The 13,783-nt window shown below is 51.5% G+C and carries 17 protein-coding genes; 15 read left to right on the plus strand and 2 right to left on the minus strand.

Translation table 11 applies throughout. The features are described from left to right. Positions 1-38: 38 nt before the first annotated feature. The 7 genes from FMS18_RS19255 to FMS18_RS19285 are packed head-to-tail and all read left to right on the plus strand — an operon-like array spanning position 39 to position 5,412. On the plus strand, positions 39-302 hold the full coding sequence (locus tag FMS18_RS19255; RefSeq protein ID WP_163296292.1) for a TraK family protein: 264 nt from the start codon (positions 39-41) through the stop codon (positions 300-302). Beyond that, positions 290-1,009, plus strand: a complete 720-nt coding sequence (locus FMS18_RS19260; RefSeq protein WP_163296293.1) for a conjugal transfer protein TraL — start codon at positions 290-292, stop codon at positions 1,007-1,009. Before FMS18_RS19255 ends, FMS18_RS19260 begins: the two co-directional genes overlap by 13 nt. Before the next feature lie 7 nt (positions 1,010-1,016). Next, entirely contained in the window at positions 1,017-1,430 is a 414-nt protein-coding gene (locus FMS18_RS19265; protein ID WP_163296294.1) for a hypothetical protein, read from the plus strand. Next, a complete protein-coding gene (gene trbB, locus FMS18_RS19270) occupies positions 1,430-2,389 on the plus strand; it encodes a P-type conjugative transfer ATPase TrbB (RefSeq protein WP_203544711.1) in 960 nt (319 codons plus the stop codon). The genes FMS18_RS19265 and trbB overlap by 1 nt, the downstream gene beginning before the upstream one ends. Beyond that, positions 2,376-2,696 carry a TrbC/VirB2 family protein gene (locus tag FMS18_RS19275; RefSeq protein ID WP_163296296.1) on the plus strand — a complete coding sequence of 107 codons (321 nt, stop codon included), beginning with the start codon at positions 2,376-2,378 and terminating at the stop codon, positions 2,694-2,696. Before trbB ends, FMS18_RS19275 begins: the two co-directional genes overlap by 14 nt. Continuing rightward, positions 2,693-2,992: a conjugal transfer protein TrbD gene (gene trbD / locus FMS18_RS19280; RefSeq protein ID WP_163296297.1), complete on the plus strand. Its 300-nt coding sequence runs from the start codon at positions 2,693-2,695 to the stop codon at positions 2,990-2,992. The genes FMS18_RS19275 and trbD overlap by 4 nt, the downstream gene beginning before the upstream one ends. Next, complete coding sequence (locus tag FMS18_RS19285) at positions 2,989-5,412, plus strand: VirB4 family type IV secretion/conjugal transfer ATPase (RefSeq protein WP_163296298.1); 2,424 nt, start codon at positions 2,989-2,991, stop codon at positions 5,410-5,412. The genes trbD and FMS18_RS19285 overlap by 4 nt, the downstream gene beginning before the upstream one ends. Before the next feature lies 1 nt (position 5,413). Here the strand turns inward: FMS18_RS19285 and FMS18_RS19290 are convergent, their stop codons facing one another. Together FMS18_RS19290 and FMS18_RS19295 are read right to left on the minus strand one after the other, a co-directional pair. Beyond that, positions 5,414-5,788, minus strand: a complete 375-nt coding sequence (locus FMS18_RS19290; RefSeq protein ID WP_163296299.1) for a helix-turn-helix transcriptional regulator — start codon at positions 5,786-5,788, stop codon at positions 5,414-5,416. Then, positions 5,745-6,041, minus strand: a complete 297-nt coding sequence (locus FMS18_RS19295) for a cytotoxic translational repressor of toxin-antitoxin stability system (protein WP_163296300.1) — start codon at positions 6,039-6,041, stop codon at positions 5,745-5,747. Before FMS18_RS19295 ends, FMS18_RS19290 begins: the two co-directional genes overlap by 44 nt. Before the next feature lie 53 nt (positions 6,042-6,094). Between FMS18_RS19295 and trbJ the strand changes: the two genes are divergently transcribed. From trbJ to pilP, 8 genes are read left to right on the plus strand one after another with little or no spacing between them, the layout of a single operon-like run. Continuing rightward, positions 6,095-6,895, plus strand: a complete 801-nt coding sequence (trbJ, locus tag FMS18_RS19300) for a P-type conjugative transfer protein TrbJ (RefSeq protein ID WP_163296301.1) — start codon at positions 6,095-6,097, stop codon at positions 6,893-6,895. A 2-nt stretch (positions 6,896-6,897) separates the two neighbouring features. Then, positions 6,898-8,055, plus strand: a complete 1,158-nt coding sequence (gene trbL / locus FMS18_RS19305; protein ID WP_163296302.1) for a P-type conjugative transfer protein TrbL — start codon at positions 6,898-6,900, stop codon at positions 8,053-8,055. A 43-nt stretch (positions 8,056-8,098) separates the two neighbouring features. Beyond that, positions 8,099-8,761, plus strand: a complete 663-nt coding sequence (locus FMS18_RS19310) for a type IV secretion system protein (RefSeq protein ID WP_163296303.1) — start codon at positions 8,099-8,101, stop codon at positions 8,759-8,761. 8 nt (positions 8,762-8,769) lie between these two features. After that, a complete protein-coding gene (trbG, locus tag FMS18_RS19315) occupies positions 8,770-9,645 on the plus strand; it encodes a P-type conjugative transfer protein TrbG (protein ID WP_163296304.1) in 876 nt (291 codons plus the stop codon). Then, positions 9,642-10,385 carry a TcpQ domain-containing protein gene (locus tag FMS18_RS19320; RefSeq protein WP_163296305.1) on the plus strand — a complete coding sequence of 248 codons (744 nt, stop codon included), beginning with the start codon at positions 9,642-9,644 and terminating at the stop codon, positions 10,383-10,385. The genes trbG and FMS18_RS19320 overlap by 4 nt, the downstream gene beginning before the upstream one ends. Before the next feature lies 1 nt (position 10,386). Then, on the plus strand, positions 10,387-11,910 hold the full coding sequence (locus FMS18_RS19325; RefSeq protein WP_163296306.1) for a secretin N-terminal domain-containing protein: 1,524 nt from the start codon (positions 10,387-10,389) through the stop codon (positions 11,908-11,910). Between the two features lie 2 nt (positions 11,911-11,912). After that, complete coding sequence (gene pilO2, locus FMS18_RS19330) at positions 11,913-13,136, plus strand: type 4b pilus protein PilO2 (RefSeq protein WP_163296307.1); 1,224 nt, start codon at positions 11,913-11,915, stop codon at positions 13,134-13,136. Next, on the plus strand, positions 13,123-13,782 hold the full coding sequence (gene pilP / locus FMS18_RS19335; protein ID WP_163296308.1) for a type IV pilus biogenesis protein PilP: 660 nt from the start codon (positions 13,123-13,125) through the stop codon (positions 13,780-13,782). Before pilO2 ends, pilP begins: the two co-directional genes overlap by 14 nt. Position 13,783: the final 1 nt, after the last annotated feature.

The raw sequence follows: 13,783 nt of genomic DNA on the forward strand, positions 1-13,783 counted from the left end.
AAGAAAATTAGCTCTCATGATTCTTTTGGAGGACCAGAATGAGCAAAAGTAAAGGATACGCAAGAATAGAATTCATTGCCAATTTAGATGAGATAAAGGCTCTTCATAAAAAGGGATTCAACAAAAAGATGATCTACGAGCACTTGATTGAAGAGCGCAAGATAACAATGAGTTACCAATGTTTTTGTTCGTATAATCTTGATGGACTGCGCAAAAAACACCTCTCCTATAATCCTGAGCAACAGGGAAAAGAACAGAACCCGCTCGCGGTTAAAGAAAAGGAAAAGACATGGCAACAATAAACATGATTCTGCAAGGCAAAGGCGGGGTAGGTAAAAGCCTTATAGCCAGCCTGCTGACCCAATATTTTTTGGAATCAGGAAAGGAAATCTCCTGCGTAGACACAGATCCCATCAATGCGACATTTGCCGGTTATAAAGAATTTGATGTCACTGCACTGAATATTATGGATAAGGAAGACATTGATCCTAGAAAATTTGACAAGCTAGTTGAGCTAATGCTGGCCCTTTCCGGTGATGAAGAAATGGTCATTGATAACGGTGCAGCCACCTTTGTTCCTCTTGCAAGCTATCTTGCCGGAAACAAAGTTTTCGAGATGCTCGAAGAAAGTGAAATTCAAATCAACCTGCACACAGTGATTACCGGCGGACAAGCCCTGCCGGACACACTTGGTGGCTTAAATTCACTGTTCAAAACATTCGATGTCCCCATCTATGTTTGGCTAAACAACTACTTCGGCCCCATCAACGGGAATGACAGGAATTTCGAAGAATTTACGGTCTACCGTGAGAACACTCACCGCATAGCCGCATTGATCCGCCTTCCCCAGAAGAAAAAGGAAACCTTCGGTAGAGACCTTGAAAACCTACTCACCGCGAAAATGTCGTTTGACGAAGCGCAGGAAAGCACGCTTCCGATTATGACCCGGCAGCGGCTGAAGATGATCTGGAAAGAAGTTCAGCAGGAACTTTCTAACAGCGGGCTTTAGCAACGGTATGTCTGACCAGATTTCTGAAAATGCCCCCCTCACCATTCAGGGCGTGCGCGACTTGATTGCTGAAAAGCACGATGTGCTGCTTGATGAGAATGATCCCATTCTCATAGCTGTGACCATGCACCGCGCCGCCCTGAATGAGTATGAATTGCTCTTGACCGACCATCAGCAAAAGCTTTCCGCTGACATGTCCGGGCATGTTGCTGCTTTTGCTGCCGAGGTGCGCAAGTCCACCAACAGTTTGTTGAGCAAAGCGGTCAAAGCCAACATCGATAATTGTCTGGCCCAAATCAGCGAGCATGAAAAGCAGATGAGCCGTTTTATCAGCTCAATCCGGGCCATGGCGATTTTCGCCGGGGTTCTTTTCGGGTTGTCTATTGCCGTTTCAGTCTCAGTCATTGTGTGGGGTTCGTGATGGATGAACGGCTTGTTAGAAACCTGCTGCACAACATGGGACCGGTCATTGTCGGGGCACTTGAGGATGAACAGGTCGTTGAAATCATGGTCAACCCGGACGGCAAGCTCTGGATTGAAAAGCTCGGTGAAGAAATGTTTATCGCCGATACTCTAGCTTCCAGCCAGACCGCCATGATCATTTCATTGGTTGCCAGTGCGCTGGACACTACCGTCACCGACAAGAATCCCATCATTGAGGGCGAGCTTCCCCCTGAAAAACCGCTCAACGGCAGTCGTTTTGAAGGTCTGTATCCGCCGGTCGTGCGCAGTGCTTCTTTTACCATCAGGAAAAAGGCCAGCCGGGTCATTCCTCTTGAAGACTACGTGGTCAGCGGGATCATGACTCTTGAAGTCATGAAAGGAACGCTGGCCGCCGTGAAGGATAAGAAAAATATTGTCGTTATTGGCGGGACCGGTTCCGGCAAAACCACGCTGGTCAACGGCATTATCAAATCAATTTCTGAAGTCTCCCCTGCTGACCGGCTGGTCATTATCGAAGACACTGCGGAGCTGCAAAGCCAGTCACGCAATTCAATTTTTCTGCACACAACTCCGTACACCTCCATCCAGTCATTGGTCCGGGCGACAATGAGGCTTCGCCCGGACCGGATACTTGTGGGTGAGGTGCGCGGAGGCGAAGCCCTCGACCTGCTCAAGGCTTGGAACACCGGACATCCCGGCGGCATTGCCACAGTTCACGCCAACTCTGCGGCAGAAGGTCTGCTGCGTATTGAGCAACTTATCTCGGAAGCATCCACCTCGCCCATGCCGCAACTGATCGGCTCGGCAATGGACTTTCTGATTTTCATCCGCCGTACCCGCAAGGGCCGGACTGTTTCCGAAGTGGCGGAAGTAATCGGATATGACCCCGTAAATCAAAAATACATCATGGAGTACCTCTACGATGAAAACAAATAAGCACAAATATCTACCCCTGCTGGCAATGCTCATGCTGACCGCTCTGCCTGACGCGGCTTTTGCTTCCAACTCAATCAATGAACTCAGCACGCCTATGGAAATGGTGGTCGGTACAATCACCGGACCTGTTGGCCGCTGGATCTGCATCGGCGGTATGGGGATCTCCGGCATCGCTTTCATCATGAAAAGGGAAGAACTTGAGGGAGGATTCAAGACCCTGCTCAAGACCGTATTCGGCATGTCATTTGTTGCGCTGGCCGCATCAATTGTCGATTCAATTTTCAGCTTCTCCGGGGCAGTAGTATGAGTGAAAGAAAAATTCCCATTCACGCTTCCCTGTACCGGCCTTCGCTGGTCATGGGTGCCGAGCGCGAACCGCTGCTTTATTCTGCGCTGTTCGCCATCTTGATCGCCCTTGGAGGATTCACTCTCTACGCTGGCGGTGCTGCCCTTATATTCTGGGTTGTAACGGTCTTCGTTTTGCAAAAGACCGCCAACTTTGATCCGCAGCTTTCCAAGATCGGCCTGTGCCATTTCAATCAGCAAAACTTTTACGCTGCCCGTTCAACTCCATGGCAGATCGGCGGAGCAAAGCTGAAATGATTGCGCTCAAAGATTACCGTCACAAGCCCAAAGGACTCTCGGATCTGCTGCCTTACGCGGCCATGGTTAATAACGGCGTGCTGCTCTGCAAAGACGGCTCGCTCATGACCGGCTGGAAATTCCGCGCTCAGGATACAGCTTCCAGCACTGCGGAAGAACTGGCCGTTGTCAGCAACCGTGTAAACAGCGGCATCAAAAACCTTGATTCCGGCTGGATGCTGCACGTTGAGGCCATCCGCTCAACTGCAACTGAATACCCTCACGCCGGGACAAGTTTTTTCCCGGATTTCGTCACTCAGGCCATTGAAGATGAAAGGAGAAATATCTTTGAATCTGCCGGGACATTTTATTCCACTGAGACTTACCTGATCATCACTTATAAGCCGGAATTCTTAACCCAGAAGTTAAGCAACCTTGCTTATGAAAATTCCGCTACCGTCAATCATCTTGAAAAGGCTCTGGAAAAATTCCTGACTGTTGCACAGGAGCTGGAAGATTCCCTTTCGCTCTCAATGGAACTGACTCACCTTGCAGACATTGAGTTCCCGGACGAGCACGGAAACGTACATACATATTCAACTTTTCTGTCGCTGCTGAATAAATGCCTTACCGGTGAAGAGCATCCGATACTGCTGCCAAAAATTCCCATGTATCTTGATGCTCTTCTCGGCGGGCAGGATTTGACCGGCGGCTTGCAGCCCAGCATCGGCGGCAGGTTCATCAAGGTTTTGGCGGTGGACGGCTTTCCGCCGGATAGCTGGCCGTCCATGCTTTCCAATTTTGAATCCCTGCCCATTGAATACAGGTTCTCCACCCGCTTCATCTGCATGGATCAGTATGAGGCCCAGCAGGAACTTGAGAAGTATAGAAAGACTTGGTCGCAGCAGATTTATAAAATATGGGATCAGCTCAAGGACAACGCAAACGCCAAGGAAAACAGGGACGCCAAAAGCATGGCTGATGATGCAGAGCAGGCCATTGAAGAACTTCAGTCCGGGCTGGTCGGTGCCGGTTTCTACACTGCCGTCATTGTCCTGATGAGCTACGATTTGGGTGAGCTTGAAGAAAACACTAGAGAGCTGCGCCGTAAACTGCTTGATCAGGGTTTCCCCAGCCGCATTGAAGGAATCAACGCGCTTGAAGCGTGGCTCGGATCACATCCCGGAAATTCCTACGCCAACGTGCGCCGCCCAATCATCAACACCATGAATCTGGCAGACCTGCTGCCGCTGGCAACAATCTGGGCTGGCCGGGAACATAACCCTTCAGACAAGTTTCCGCCTTCCTCGCCGCCGCTTATGTACTGCGCCACCAACGGCTCAACACCGTTCAGGCTGAACCTGCATGTGAGCGACATCGGCCATACCTTGATTTTCGGGCCTACCGGTGCGGGTAAATCCACATTGCTAGGAATTCTGGCAGCCCAGTTCCGCCGCTATCAGAAGGCCACCATTTTTGCTTTTGACAAGGGCAAATCAATGCTCCCGCTCTGTCTGGGGGCTGGCGGATCTCATTATGAAATCGCTGCTGACGATTCGCTTTTGTCCTTTGCTCCGCTCCAGCACGTCGACTCGGATGCTGAACAGAGCTGGGCGGAAGAATGGATCGAAACTTTGGCGACCATGCAGGGCTTGAACGTGCTTCCGGCCCACAGAAACGCCATTCACATCGCCATGTCCATGATCAGGAATAACCCTGAACACATGCGTTCCATGACCGACTTCTACCACAGCCTGCAAAACGAAGAACTGCGCGAGGCCATCAAACATTACACCGGAGAAGGAGCCATGGGCAGACTGCTTGATGCCAGCTCTGACGATCTCGGCATTTCGGATTTCATGGTCTTTGAAATCGAGGAGCTTATGAACCTCGGTGACAAGAACATCATTCCGGTCCTGCTCTACTTGTTTCACCGCATTGAAAAAGCACTGAGCGGCCAGCCCGCTCTGCTCATCCTTGATGAAGCATGGATCATGCTCGGCCATAAGGTTTTCAGGGAAAAAATCCGGGAATGGCTCAAGGTTCTGCGAAAGGCCAACTGTGCGGTGGTTTTGGCGACACAATCCCTTTCAGATGCAAGCCGTTCCGGGATTCTGGATGTGCTGGTGGAATCCTGTCCGACCAAGATCTACCTGCCCAATCCGGCGGCAATTCAGGAAGCCCAGTACAAGCTTTATCAGGGTCTGGGACTCAACTCACGCCAGATTGAAATCATCGCTTCGGCCACTCCCAAGCGCGACTACTACGTGGTTTCCCCGGAAGGTCGACGGCTCATTGAGCTGGCACTCGGCCCGGTCGCGCTTTCGTTTGTAGGGGCGTCCGACAAGGCGAGTCTGGCCCGGATAAAAAAATTGGCCAGCGAGCACGGAGCTGACTGGCCTGAACATTGGTTGAATGATAAAATTGGAGATTTCAAATGAGCTACAAAAACACCTTATATCCGACATTAAGTGCTTCACCGAGTCGCTTAGCCATGGCTTTGCCGATGGGCCGCTTGTCATTTTCCATTTCGGAAATATGCCTGCGGGCGATGCCCATTTTATCAGCAAGCTGCTGCTGGGTCATTTCTTCCTTGTATCTGGCTCCGCGCAAAAGGCGTCCTGTTGAAGACTCTCCGAAAACATCTTCAATGCTGAAAAGTTCTTCGCCTTCGTCGTTCAACTCCCTGACGTCAAGCCCGGCCAGCTTCCAGAAAGCCTTGCTGGCCTCAAGAATCTTGGCTGCATCCTTGGCAGGAACTCGCACACAGATATCAACTGATCCTTCGGTAGTCTGCTTTCTCGTGACTTCCAACATAACGCACCTCTATGAGTTTTACGCCCTGCTCGCTCTCCTTCCAGACAGCGACATAGCGCGGCTTACCTTTATTCAGATGACAATGGTAGAATCCCGGTTTGCCTTTAAGCTTGCCATAATTTTGCCAGCCTTCACGGACAGGTCCATGCACCTGAATTTCATTAAGCAAAAAATGCAAAGCCTCTGCAATGTTTTCAGGGAGGAGCCGAACCTGCTTCCGGGCCTTGCCGGTGATTTTAACGATCCATGCCATGAACCAATTGTACTATTTTTTGATACCATGTCAACAAACCGGAGAATTGAAAAATGAAATCCGTAATACTCAGCTTAGTATTTGTATTTACGATGCTTTCTCATGCCAGTGCCATGACCGTGACTTGCGTCAATTGCAGTGACAGATTCTTGCAGGCTCTGGAGCGGGTCACAAACATTGAACAACTCGAATCAATGTGGCGGACCTACAAGGAAGAAATGATGCAGACCCAGCAGCAAATCATGATGGTGCAGCAAAATATCCAGCAGTACACCAATATGGTTCGGAACACGATTCGCTTGCCGTTTGCCATCAAAAACAGCGTCATCCGGGACTTTAAAAGACTGGCCCAGCTTTCAAAGAATCTGGTCAGCACCGTGGGCGATATTGAGGTTCTGGACGGCATTTACGAAGCCCAGTACCCGGACTTCAACTCCGCCAAAAGACTGGTCGGGCAGCCCAACGCCAAGTTCACCAAGAAGTATAAGGAATACTGGTCCAAATGGTCTGAAAGAGTCGATGCGGCCACCAAGGCCACATTCAAACTTTCCGGCAGTCAGTTGCAGGAGATCAGCGATTCTGCGGAATTTAATTCCTACATTGAAGGTCTGCTCAGCACGCCGGAAGGACGCATGCAGGCACTTGAAGCGGCCAACCAGCTCAGCAGTGTTCAGATTCAGGAAATCCGCAAGCTTCGTGCGCTGCTGGCGACCCAGATTCAGAATCAGTCCATGATCGAGGCCAAGAAGGAAAAGGATCAGCAAATTCTGCGACAGGACAGCGAAAAATTCTTTGCCCCGACCTACGGCGAAGCCTGTAAAAAAGAAGCTGGCCCGGAGCCGCTCGGATTCTAGCCATGACTACTGCAAACCATCACATAATTTTGTGGGCAGGCTTTGTCCTGATTCTGCTGCTAATCGTGTTCATGGGAGCTGATGCCCATGCTGCGACTTCAGCCACAGACGACACGCAGATACTCTCCCGCATCGCCACAGAATTCCATGCCAAGGCCGGTAAATGGGAAGGCTTGCTGACCGAACACGCCAAGGTTCTGTTCAGGATTCTCCTGATTCTGGATGTCTGCTTTCTGGGTATCCGCGTAGCCACCAAGCAGACCGAAGTAGACGAAGCACTGGCTGAATTCATCATGCTCATTCTCTACGCCGGGCTGATGTTTGCTATACTCATTTATTACAAGGAATGGACCAACCAGATCATTATCGGACTGAGCAAAACAGCACAGGAACTTGGAGCACCGCCGGTGACGGCAGGCAGCATTTTTCTGGCCGGTGTTCAGGTCTTCGACACCATGCTTGCAAGCATGAGCTGGGACATCGCAAAATCCGCCGGACTGGTGCTGGTTGCCATTGCCATCTGCATCAGCTTCTCCATGATTGCCGCGCAGGTAATTCTCGTAAAATGTGAGGCTTACATCGTCCTCAACGCGGGAATCATCCTGCTGGGATTTAGTGGTTCCAAAATCACCCGCGATTACGCCATCAACTTCATCAAGTATGCCTTCTCGGTGGCGATGAAACTGTTCACCATGCAGCTTCTGATCTCGCTGAGCATTGATTTTATCAACGGATTCCATAAGCCGGAAATCAATTTTGCGGAAGTGCTCGTCATTCTCGGGGCGTCAATCGTCATTCTGGCCCTGACCATGTCCATCCCGGACATCATTTCAGGTCTCATCAATGGACCGCTCTCATCTTCAGGCAGGTATCTGACCTCTGCCGTCACAGCGGTAAGCAGCAGTACAAGCACTGTTGTGAAAGGTGCAACCAGCGGAATGATCGAAGCCAAACGCGGAACCGATGCGGTCCGCGAAGCCAGCTCATACGCCAACACCGCCGGGAAAACCGGCTTCGGAAAACTGGGCCACATGGCCGCCACCGGCATCAATTCCATACGGGAAAATCTATCCCAAAGTCGGGCTGGCGGTATCCGCAGCAGCACCAAAACCCAGCACGAAGCATACAAGATGCAATTCCCACCGGACTCATCTGACTAACCCACCAATTTAGCAGTAAAAATCTAAAAACCACAGGATAACTATGCCCAAAAACCGTCCAAATTCTGCCTATTTAGCCGCCAAAGAAGAATGGTTTGAGCGATATGGCAGCTACATAAAAAGCCGTAATCAATGGCGTTTTGCCGCTTTGATCATGGCTCTGACCGTTTGCCTCTCGCTTAGCATCAATATTGTTCAGGCAATGCAGAGCAAGGTCGTTCCCTACGTAGTCGAAGTGGACAAACTCGGCCAGTCCGTTGCGGTCAAACGCGCAGATCAGGCCGGTCCGGTTTCAAAGCGAATAATTCAGGCCGAAATCGCCAACCTGATCACTAACTGGCGCACGGTCACCGCTGACATCGGACTCCAGAAAAAGATGGTCCGGCGCATGTCCTCCTTTGTGGTCGGCGCGGCCAGAGGTGCCACCAAAGGTTGGTACGAAACCCATAACCCTTACCAACGGGGACAGAAAACCCTTGTCGAAATCGACATCAAAGGCATCCCGCTCCCGGTCAGCTCCGAGAGCTGGCGAATCGAATGGCTGGAGACAGTGCGCAACCATTCCGGTGTAGCGGTTTCCAGCACCAAATATGAAGCGACCCTCAAGGTCCGCATCTCCCCACCAACAACTCACAGCCAGATTATCAGGAACCCTGCGGGCGTTTACGTCACAGAACTCTCCTGGGCGAAACTTCTTGAACAGTAGGAGACACAATGAAACAGACTCTTCTCTCAATATTCCTTGTGCTTATCAGCGTCTGCACGGCATGGGCCTCGCCGCTGCCAGCACCGGATTACATCAGCAAAAAAGACATTCCCCTGAACAGCAAAGAGTGGGCAGCACTGAAGCTTTCAAGAGAATGGATGAACCGCAAGGTCAAGCCGATCATGCAGAGCAACGGCAAGGTTGTTTACGTATACGGCACGACCCTGCCGACCATTATCTGCTCCCCGCTCATGGCTTCGGATCTTGAACTCCAGCCCGGTGAAAACGTCAATGACGTCATCATCGGAGACACCGCCCGCTGGATGGTGGTTGTGGGCCAGTCCGGGACACCGGGCCGGGAATCCACGCACCTCATCATCAAGCCCCTTGATGCCGGACTGGTGACCAGCGCGGTCATCACCACCGACCGCCGCACCTATCACCTTAAGCTGGTTTCCCGGCGCAAAGGACACACTCCCTATGTGGCCTTTCTGTACCCGGAAGATCAGCAAAAAATCCTTAAAGCCAGCCTGAAAAAGGAAGAACGCAAAGAGGTCTGGGAGACCACCAGCATTGCAGGCAAAACCGTGGATCTTTCAACTCTCGACTTCAGTTACGCCATCAGCGGTGATGATGCGAGCTGGAAGCCCATGCGCGTCTACAACGATGGAATCAGGACTTTTATCCAGCTTCCGAGGACATCCACCCAGACCGAAATTCCGGTGTTGCTGGTGAAAAAGTCCGGGCAGGAAGCAATCGTCAATTACCGGGTCAAAGGCAATGCCATGATTGTTGATGAGATCTTTGAAAAAGCAATCCTCGTGGCCGGAACCGGAACGGATCAGGCCAAGGTGGAAATAAACCGAATTGAGGTAACCAAATGATAAAATTCATCCCCTTACTCCTGCTGGCGATGACAGTCATCGCTGCCAGCGGCTGCTCCGTAAAACGTGCGGGCAGCCAGATAGAAGCTGAAATAATGAGCCAGCAGACGACCATGTACCAAGAGCAGGAAATTGAACCACTGGTGGAAGAAGCCGCGCTCAAGGTTGCCGGACATTACCCTCCGGGCCGGACCATCCTGCACCTGAATGTTCCTGACACCGACTTCGGCTGGAAGTTTGACGCCAGCCTTCGCGCACAGGGCTTTCAGTTCAGCCCAAAATCCACAGATCCCAACGTGCTGGATATGGACATGGTCTTCGACGGCATTGGCAACAGCACCCTTTATTACCTGCATGTCAAAGCTTCGGACGGCTGGTCTTTCGGGCAGGTCTACAACCTGACTCATGACGGATTTGAAAAGGCCGGTCTGCTGACTCAAACCCCCGCCTTTTTCGAATTCGTGGGCAATGACTCCCGGCAGGTTGAATCCCCACTTAACGAAGACTGGAACATCGTTCCCGGCGGTTTGCGGGATCAGCTCAAACGCTGGGCCGCTCACGCTGAATACACGCTTGTCTGGAAAGCTCCCCATGATTTCCAGATGCAGGCCGGGGCCTCCTTCCGGGACACCTTCCCCAGAGCTGTCAAACGGCTGTTTTCCAGAATGCACGCCAGCGGAAATTCACTGCGCGTAACCATCTATCAGGCCAACAAGGTCGTTGAAGTCTGCGAGGATTAACATGAAACGATTTCTTTTATTTATTCTCATCCTGTCTTTCTGCGGATGCAGCAGTTTCCAGCCTTCCCCGCAAGAACGGTCGGTAAAAGGCCGCGCTGCGTCCATGCGGCAGGCAACGGGCAAGAAAACCGTAACCGTTGTTCATGCTCCATATGTGGGTGCAATTCCTGTCGAATTGGACTCTGAAAAACTTCCCAACGTCTTTTCCAGACGGGTCACCCTCAATCTCAGAAGGCCCCTGACCGCGCCGGAGCTGGCGAGGAAAATCAGCGAGCAGGTTCCCGTTCATATTGAGGTCGTGCAGGACACTGACAGCGATGTGCATGTTGCTCAGGATAATCAGGAACGCAAAACACCTGAACGCATGCAGCTTATGTATGACGGCCAGCTCAAAGGGCTGCTGGATAACATGTGCGAATTCTTCGGCATGGGCTGGGAATATGATTCAACCCGCGCAAAGGTTGAAATTGCCCGTTTGCAGACCAAGTCATTCAGTCTTGATGTTGCGCCGGGAAATATCAAATACGAATCCACCATTACCAATAAATCCCAGACTTCCGGGAATTCCGGCAACGCCAACAACATCAACGGCGTGGGCCAGACAACCAAGACCTCGGACAGTGTCAGCCAGACTTCGCAGACCAACAAAGCCATCTTTGAGGGTGATGTCTGGAAGGATACTGCGAAAGCAGTTGAAGCGATGCTCAGCAAGGACGGCAGGGTTGTGGTCAACGAAGCTGCGGGAATGGTTACTGTAACCGACACCAACACGGTCCTGCGCCGGGTCGAAAAATACATTAACTCCCTGAACTCAAAGATGGGTAGGCAGGTGGCCCTTGCGGTCAAGGTCTGGTCGCTGGAACTGAACCGCAATGCGGATACCGGCTTCAATCTGGAAACCGCGCTTAAAGCCGGTCAGTCAAGCTTCAGTCTGCTCGGCGGACAGCCTTACAACTCCATTGCAGGCGCGGGAAGTCTGACCGCCGCCATTCTTGATGGAAGCTGGAAGGATACCAAACTCATGCTTCGCGCCCTGCGTCAGCGTGGCCGCACAACCCTGCTGACCTCCGGCTCCGGGATTGTCATGAACAATCAGGCTTTGCCGGTTCAGGTTGTGAAACGGGATTCCTATCTCGCCGGGGTCAGCTCAACCACTACCGAAAATTCCATTCAGACCTCGGAACTCACTCCCGGTGAGGTTTCCACCGGCTTTTCCATGACCGTGCTCCCGCACATCATGGATAACCGCAAGGCCATCCTGCAATACAACATCACTCTGTCTTCGCTGGATTCCATGAAGGAATTCTCCTCCGGCTCCATGACTATCCAGTTGCCGCAGGTTTCCACCCGCAGCTTCAGCCAGCGGGTCAAAATGAAATGCGGTCAGACTCTGGTGCTGGCCGGATTCGAGCAGGAAAGCAATCAGGATTCCAAGGGAATCGGCATCACCTCCGGCGGACTCAGCCAGCAGTACGGCAAAAGTCTGATCATCATCACCATTGAAATGGAAAGTGCCGGGGTCTAGCCATGCAACATATTCTCATCAAAAATAAAAAGTACGCCATCGGCCTCTGGTGGCAGTTCATCAACGGCTCCGGCAAACGCAAAGACGCGCTGGAACAGGCCCGCATTCTGGCCGAGAAATTCCCCGAAGACGGCTACAATAGCGTTGCAATCAGAAAACAGCAGTTCGGCCTTGGAAACTGCGCTGAAACAAAGATCAAACGTCTGCCGTCACTGGCCTGCGCACTTGTGGAACGCTCCAATTCAACATGGATCGGAATGTTTTGTCTGGAGGAAAATCTGTGGTGGGTCTGCGCGGTCAGCAAGAAAAATATCGCTGCTGAAGGTGACCAATACTTCCGCTCACGGACTGAAGCAGAAGCCCACTTCAACAACCTCAAATCCCTGTCTAACTGGGATGACAATGAAATCCTTTGTAAAACAGTTGAAGAGTCCATGGACCATTTCAACGGACTGCTGCGGATCTCCGAGAAAGTCCAGCCGCTGGCCCAAGAGAATCGCCGGGGATTGTGGATTTCTTTTGTCGCGCTGTGTGTTGCCCTAATCATGGGCTGGTTGATTTGGGATCAGTTCCAGCAGGATCAGCTTGCAGAACTGCGCAGACTTGCAGCCATTGAGAGCAAGCTCAAGCAGCAGGAAATGAAGCCGGTTGTCTTAGATCCCACCACGCTCTTCTCAAAGACATGGAATGAAACCGCGTTGCCTTCAGACTTCGCCAATGAATTCCTGCGTGCCGTGCGTCATACCGAGCCGTACACCCTCGGCTGGAAGCTGAAATCCATCATCCGCAATGATGAAGGGATTTATATGGCTTGGCTGCATCAGCAGGGTGCGCAGTTCACCGACCGTCCCGGCAATTCCACTCTCGGCCCTCGCCCGGAACTGGCTGAAATCACCATTCCGTACTCACTAAAAAATCAGCGGGCAAAGCAGGAGCTGGGCTATAAATCAGAAATTACCGCCCGGATTTATGAGCTGACTCGCGTTCTCGGTGCAAAGCTGACTCTGAACTGGAAAAATCCCGAAATCAAAAAGCTTGACAAGACAAATCAGCTCACCGCTCCGTGGATCAAAGGAGAATGGAAGCTGTCCACGCTGCCGTCAATCTCGGTCATTTCCGAACCGCTCTTCTACGAGCTGGACACCATCCCCGGTCTGGTTCTCACAAAAATCGACCTCACTGAAAACAAATACACCATGGAGGGACAGATCTATGCGTCTTATTAACCTCGTCCTAATCCTGCTCTTGCTGGCAACTGCCGTCTATGCACAGGAATCGGCTGACACTGAACCCTTACCTGAACTGCTGGTTTCAGAACCTGTCAACGGCTCCATGCCGGTTGGAAATGGAACTACGTTCAATGCAACAGCTGCGGGACATAGTAACGCAACCAATGCGACCATTCCGGCTTTTTACGAAACCACCAATAGCACTAGCAATGCTACTGTTAAACCGTATGTTTCTAAGAAAAATCAGGTAACCGTAAAATCTAAAATCAGCGGCCCTGCCTTCGTCTCTCTTGAAGGCTTGAGTGCGCTTCATTCACAGCTCGACGTCCTCAATGTGCAGGTCAATATAGCTGAAAGACAGAAGAAACTGCGCGAGCTGACCATGCCGGTTATCCCGGTCCTACCGCCTGCTTCAACAAAGCCCAAAGCTGCTGCCAAAAAGAAAAGCCGTCCTGTCTGGCCCAAAGTCATTTCCATTCAGGGTGTGGACGGAAGACTGTCCGCAACTCTGGTCAGTCGTGACGGCGTGCAGACCGTAACCGAGGGCGAAAAAGTAGGAACTGGTAGGGTTGATTCCATCACTTCAAAGTCTGTCGTGGTTCGCTACAACGGCAAGAATATTCCCTTGAAGTTCAAGGAGTAAT

This window comes from Desulfovibrio sp. JC022, assembly GCF_010470665.1.
Taxonomy (GTDB): Bacteria; Desulfobacterota; Desulfovibrionia; order Desulfovibrionales; family Desulfovibrionaceae; genus Maridesulfovibrio.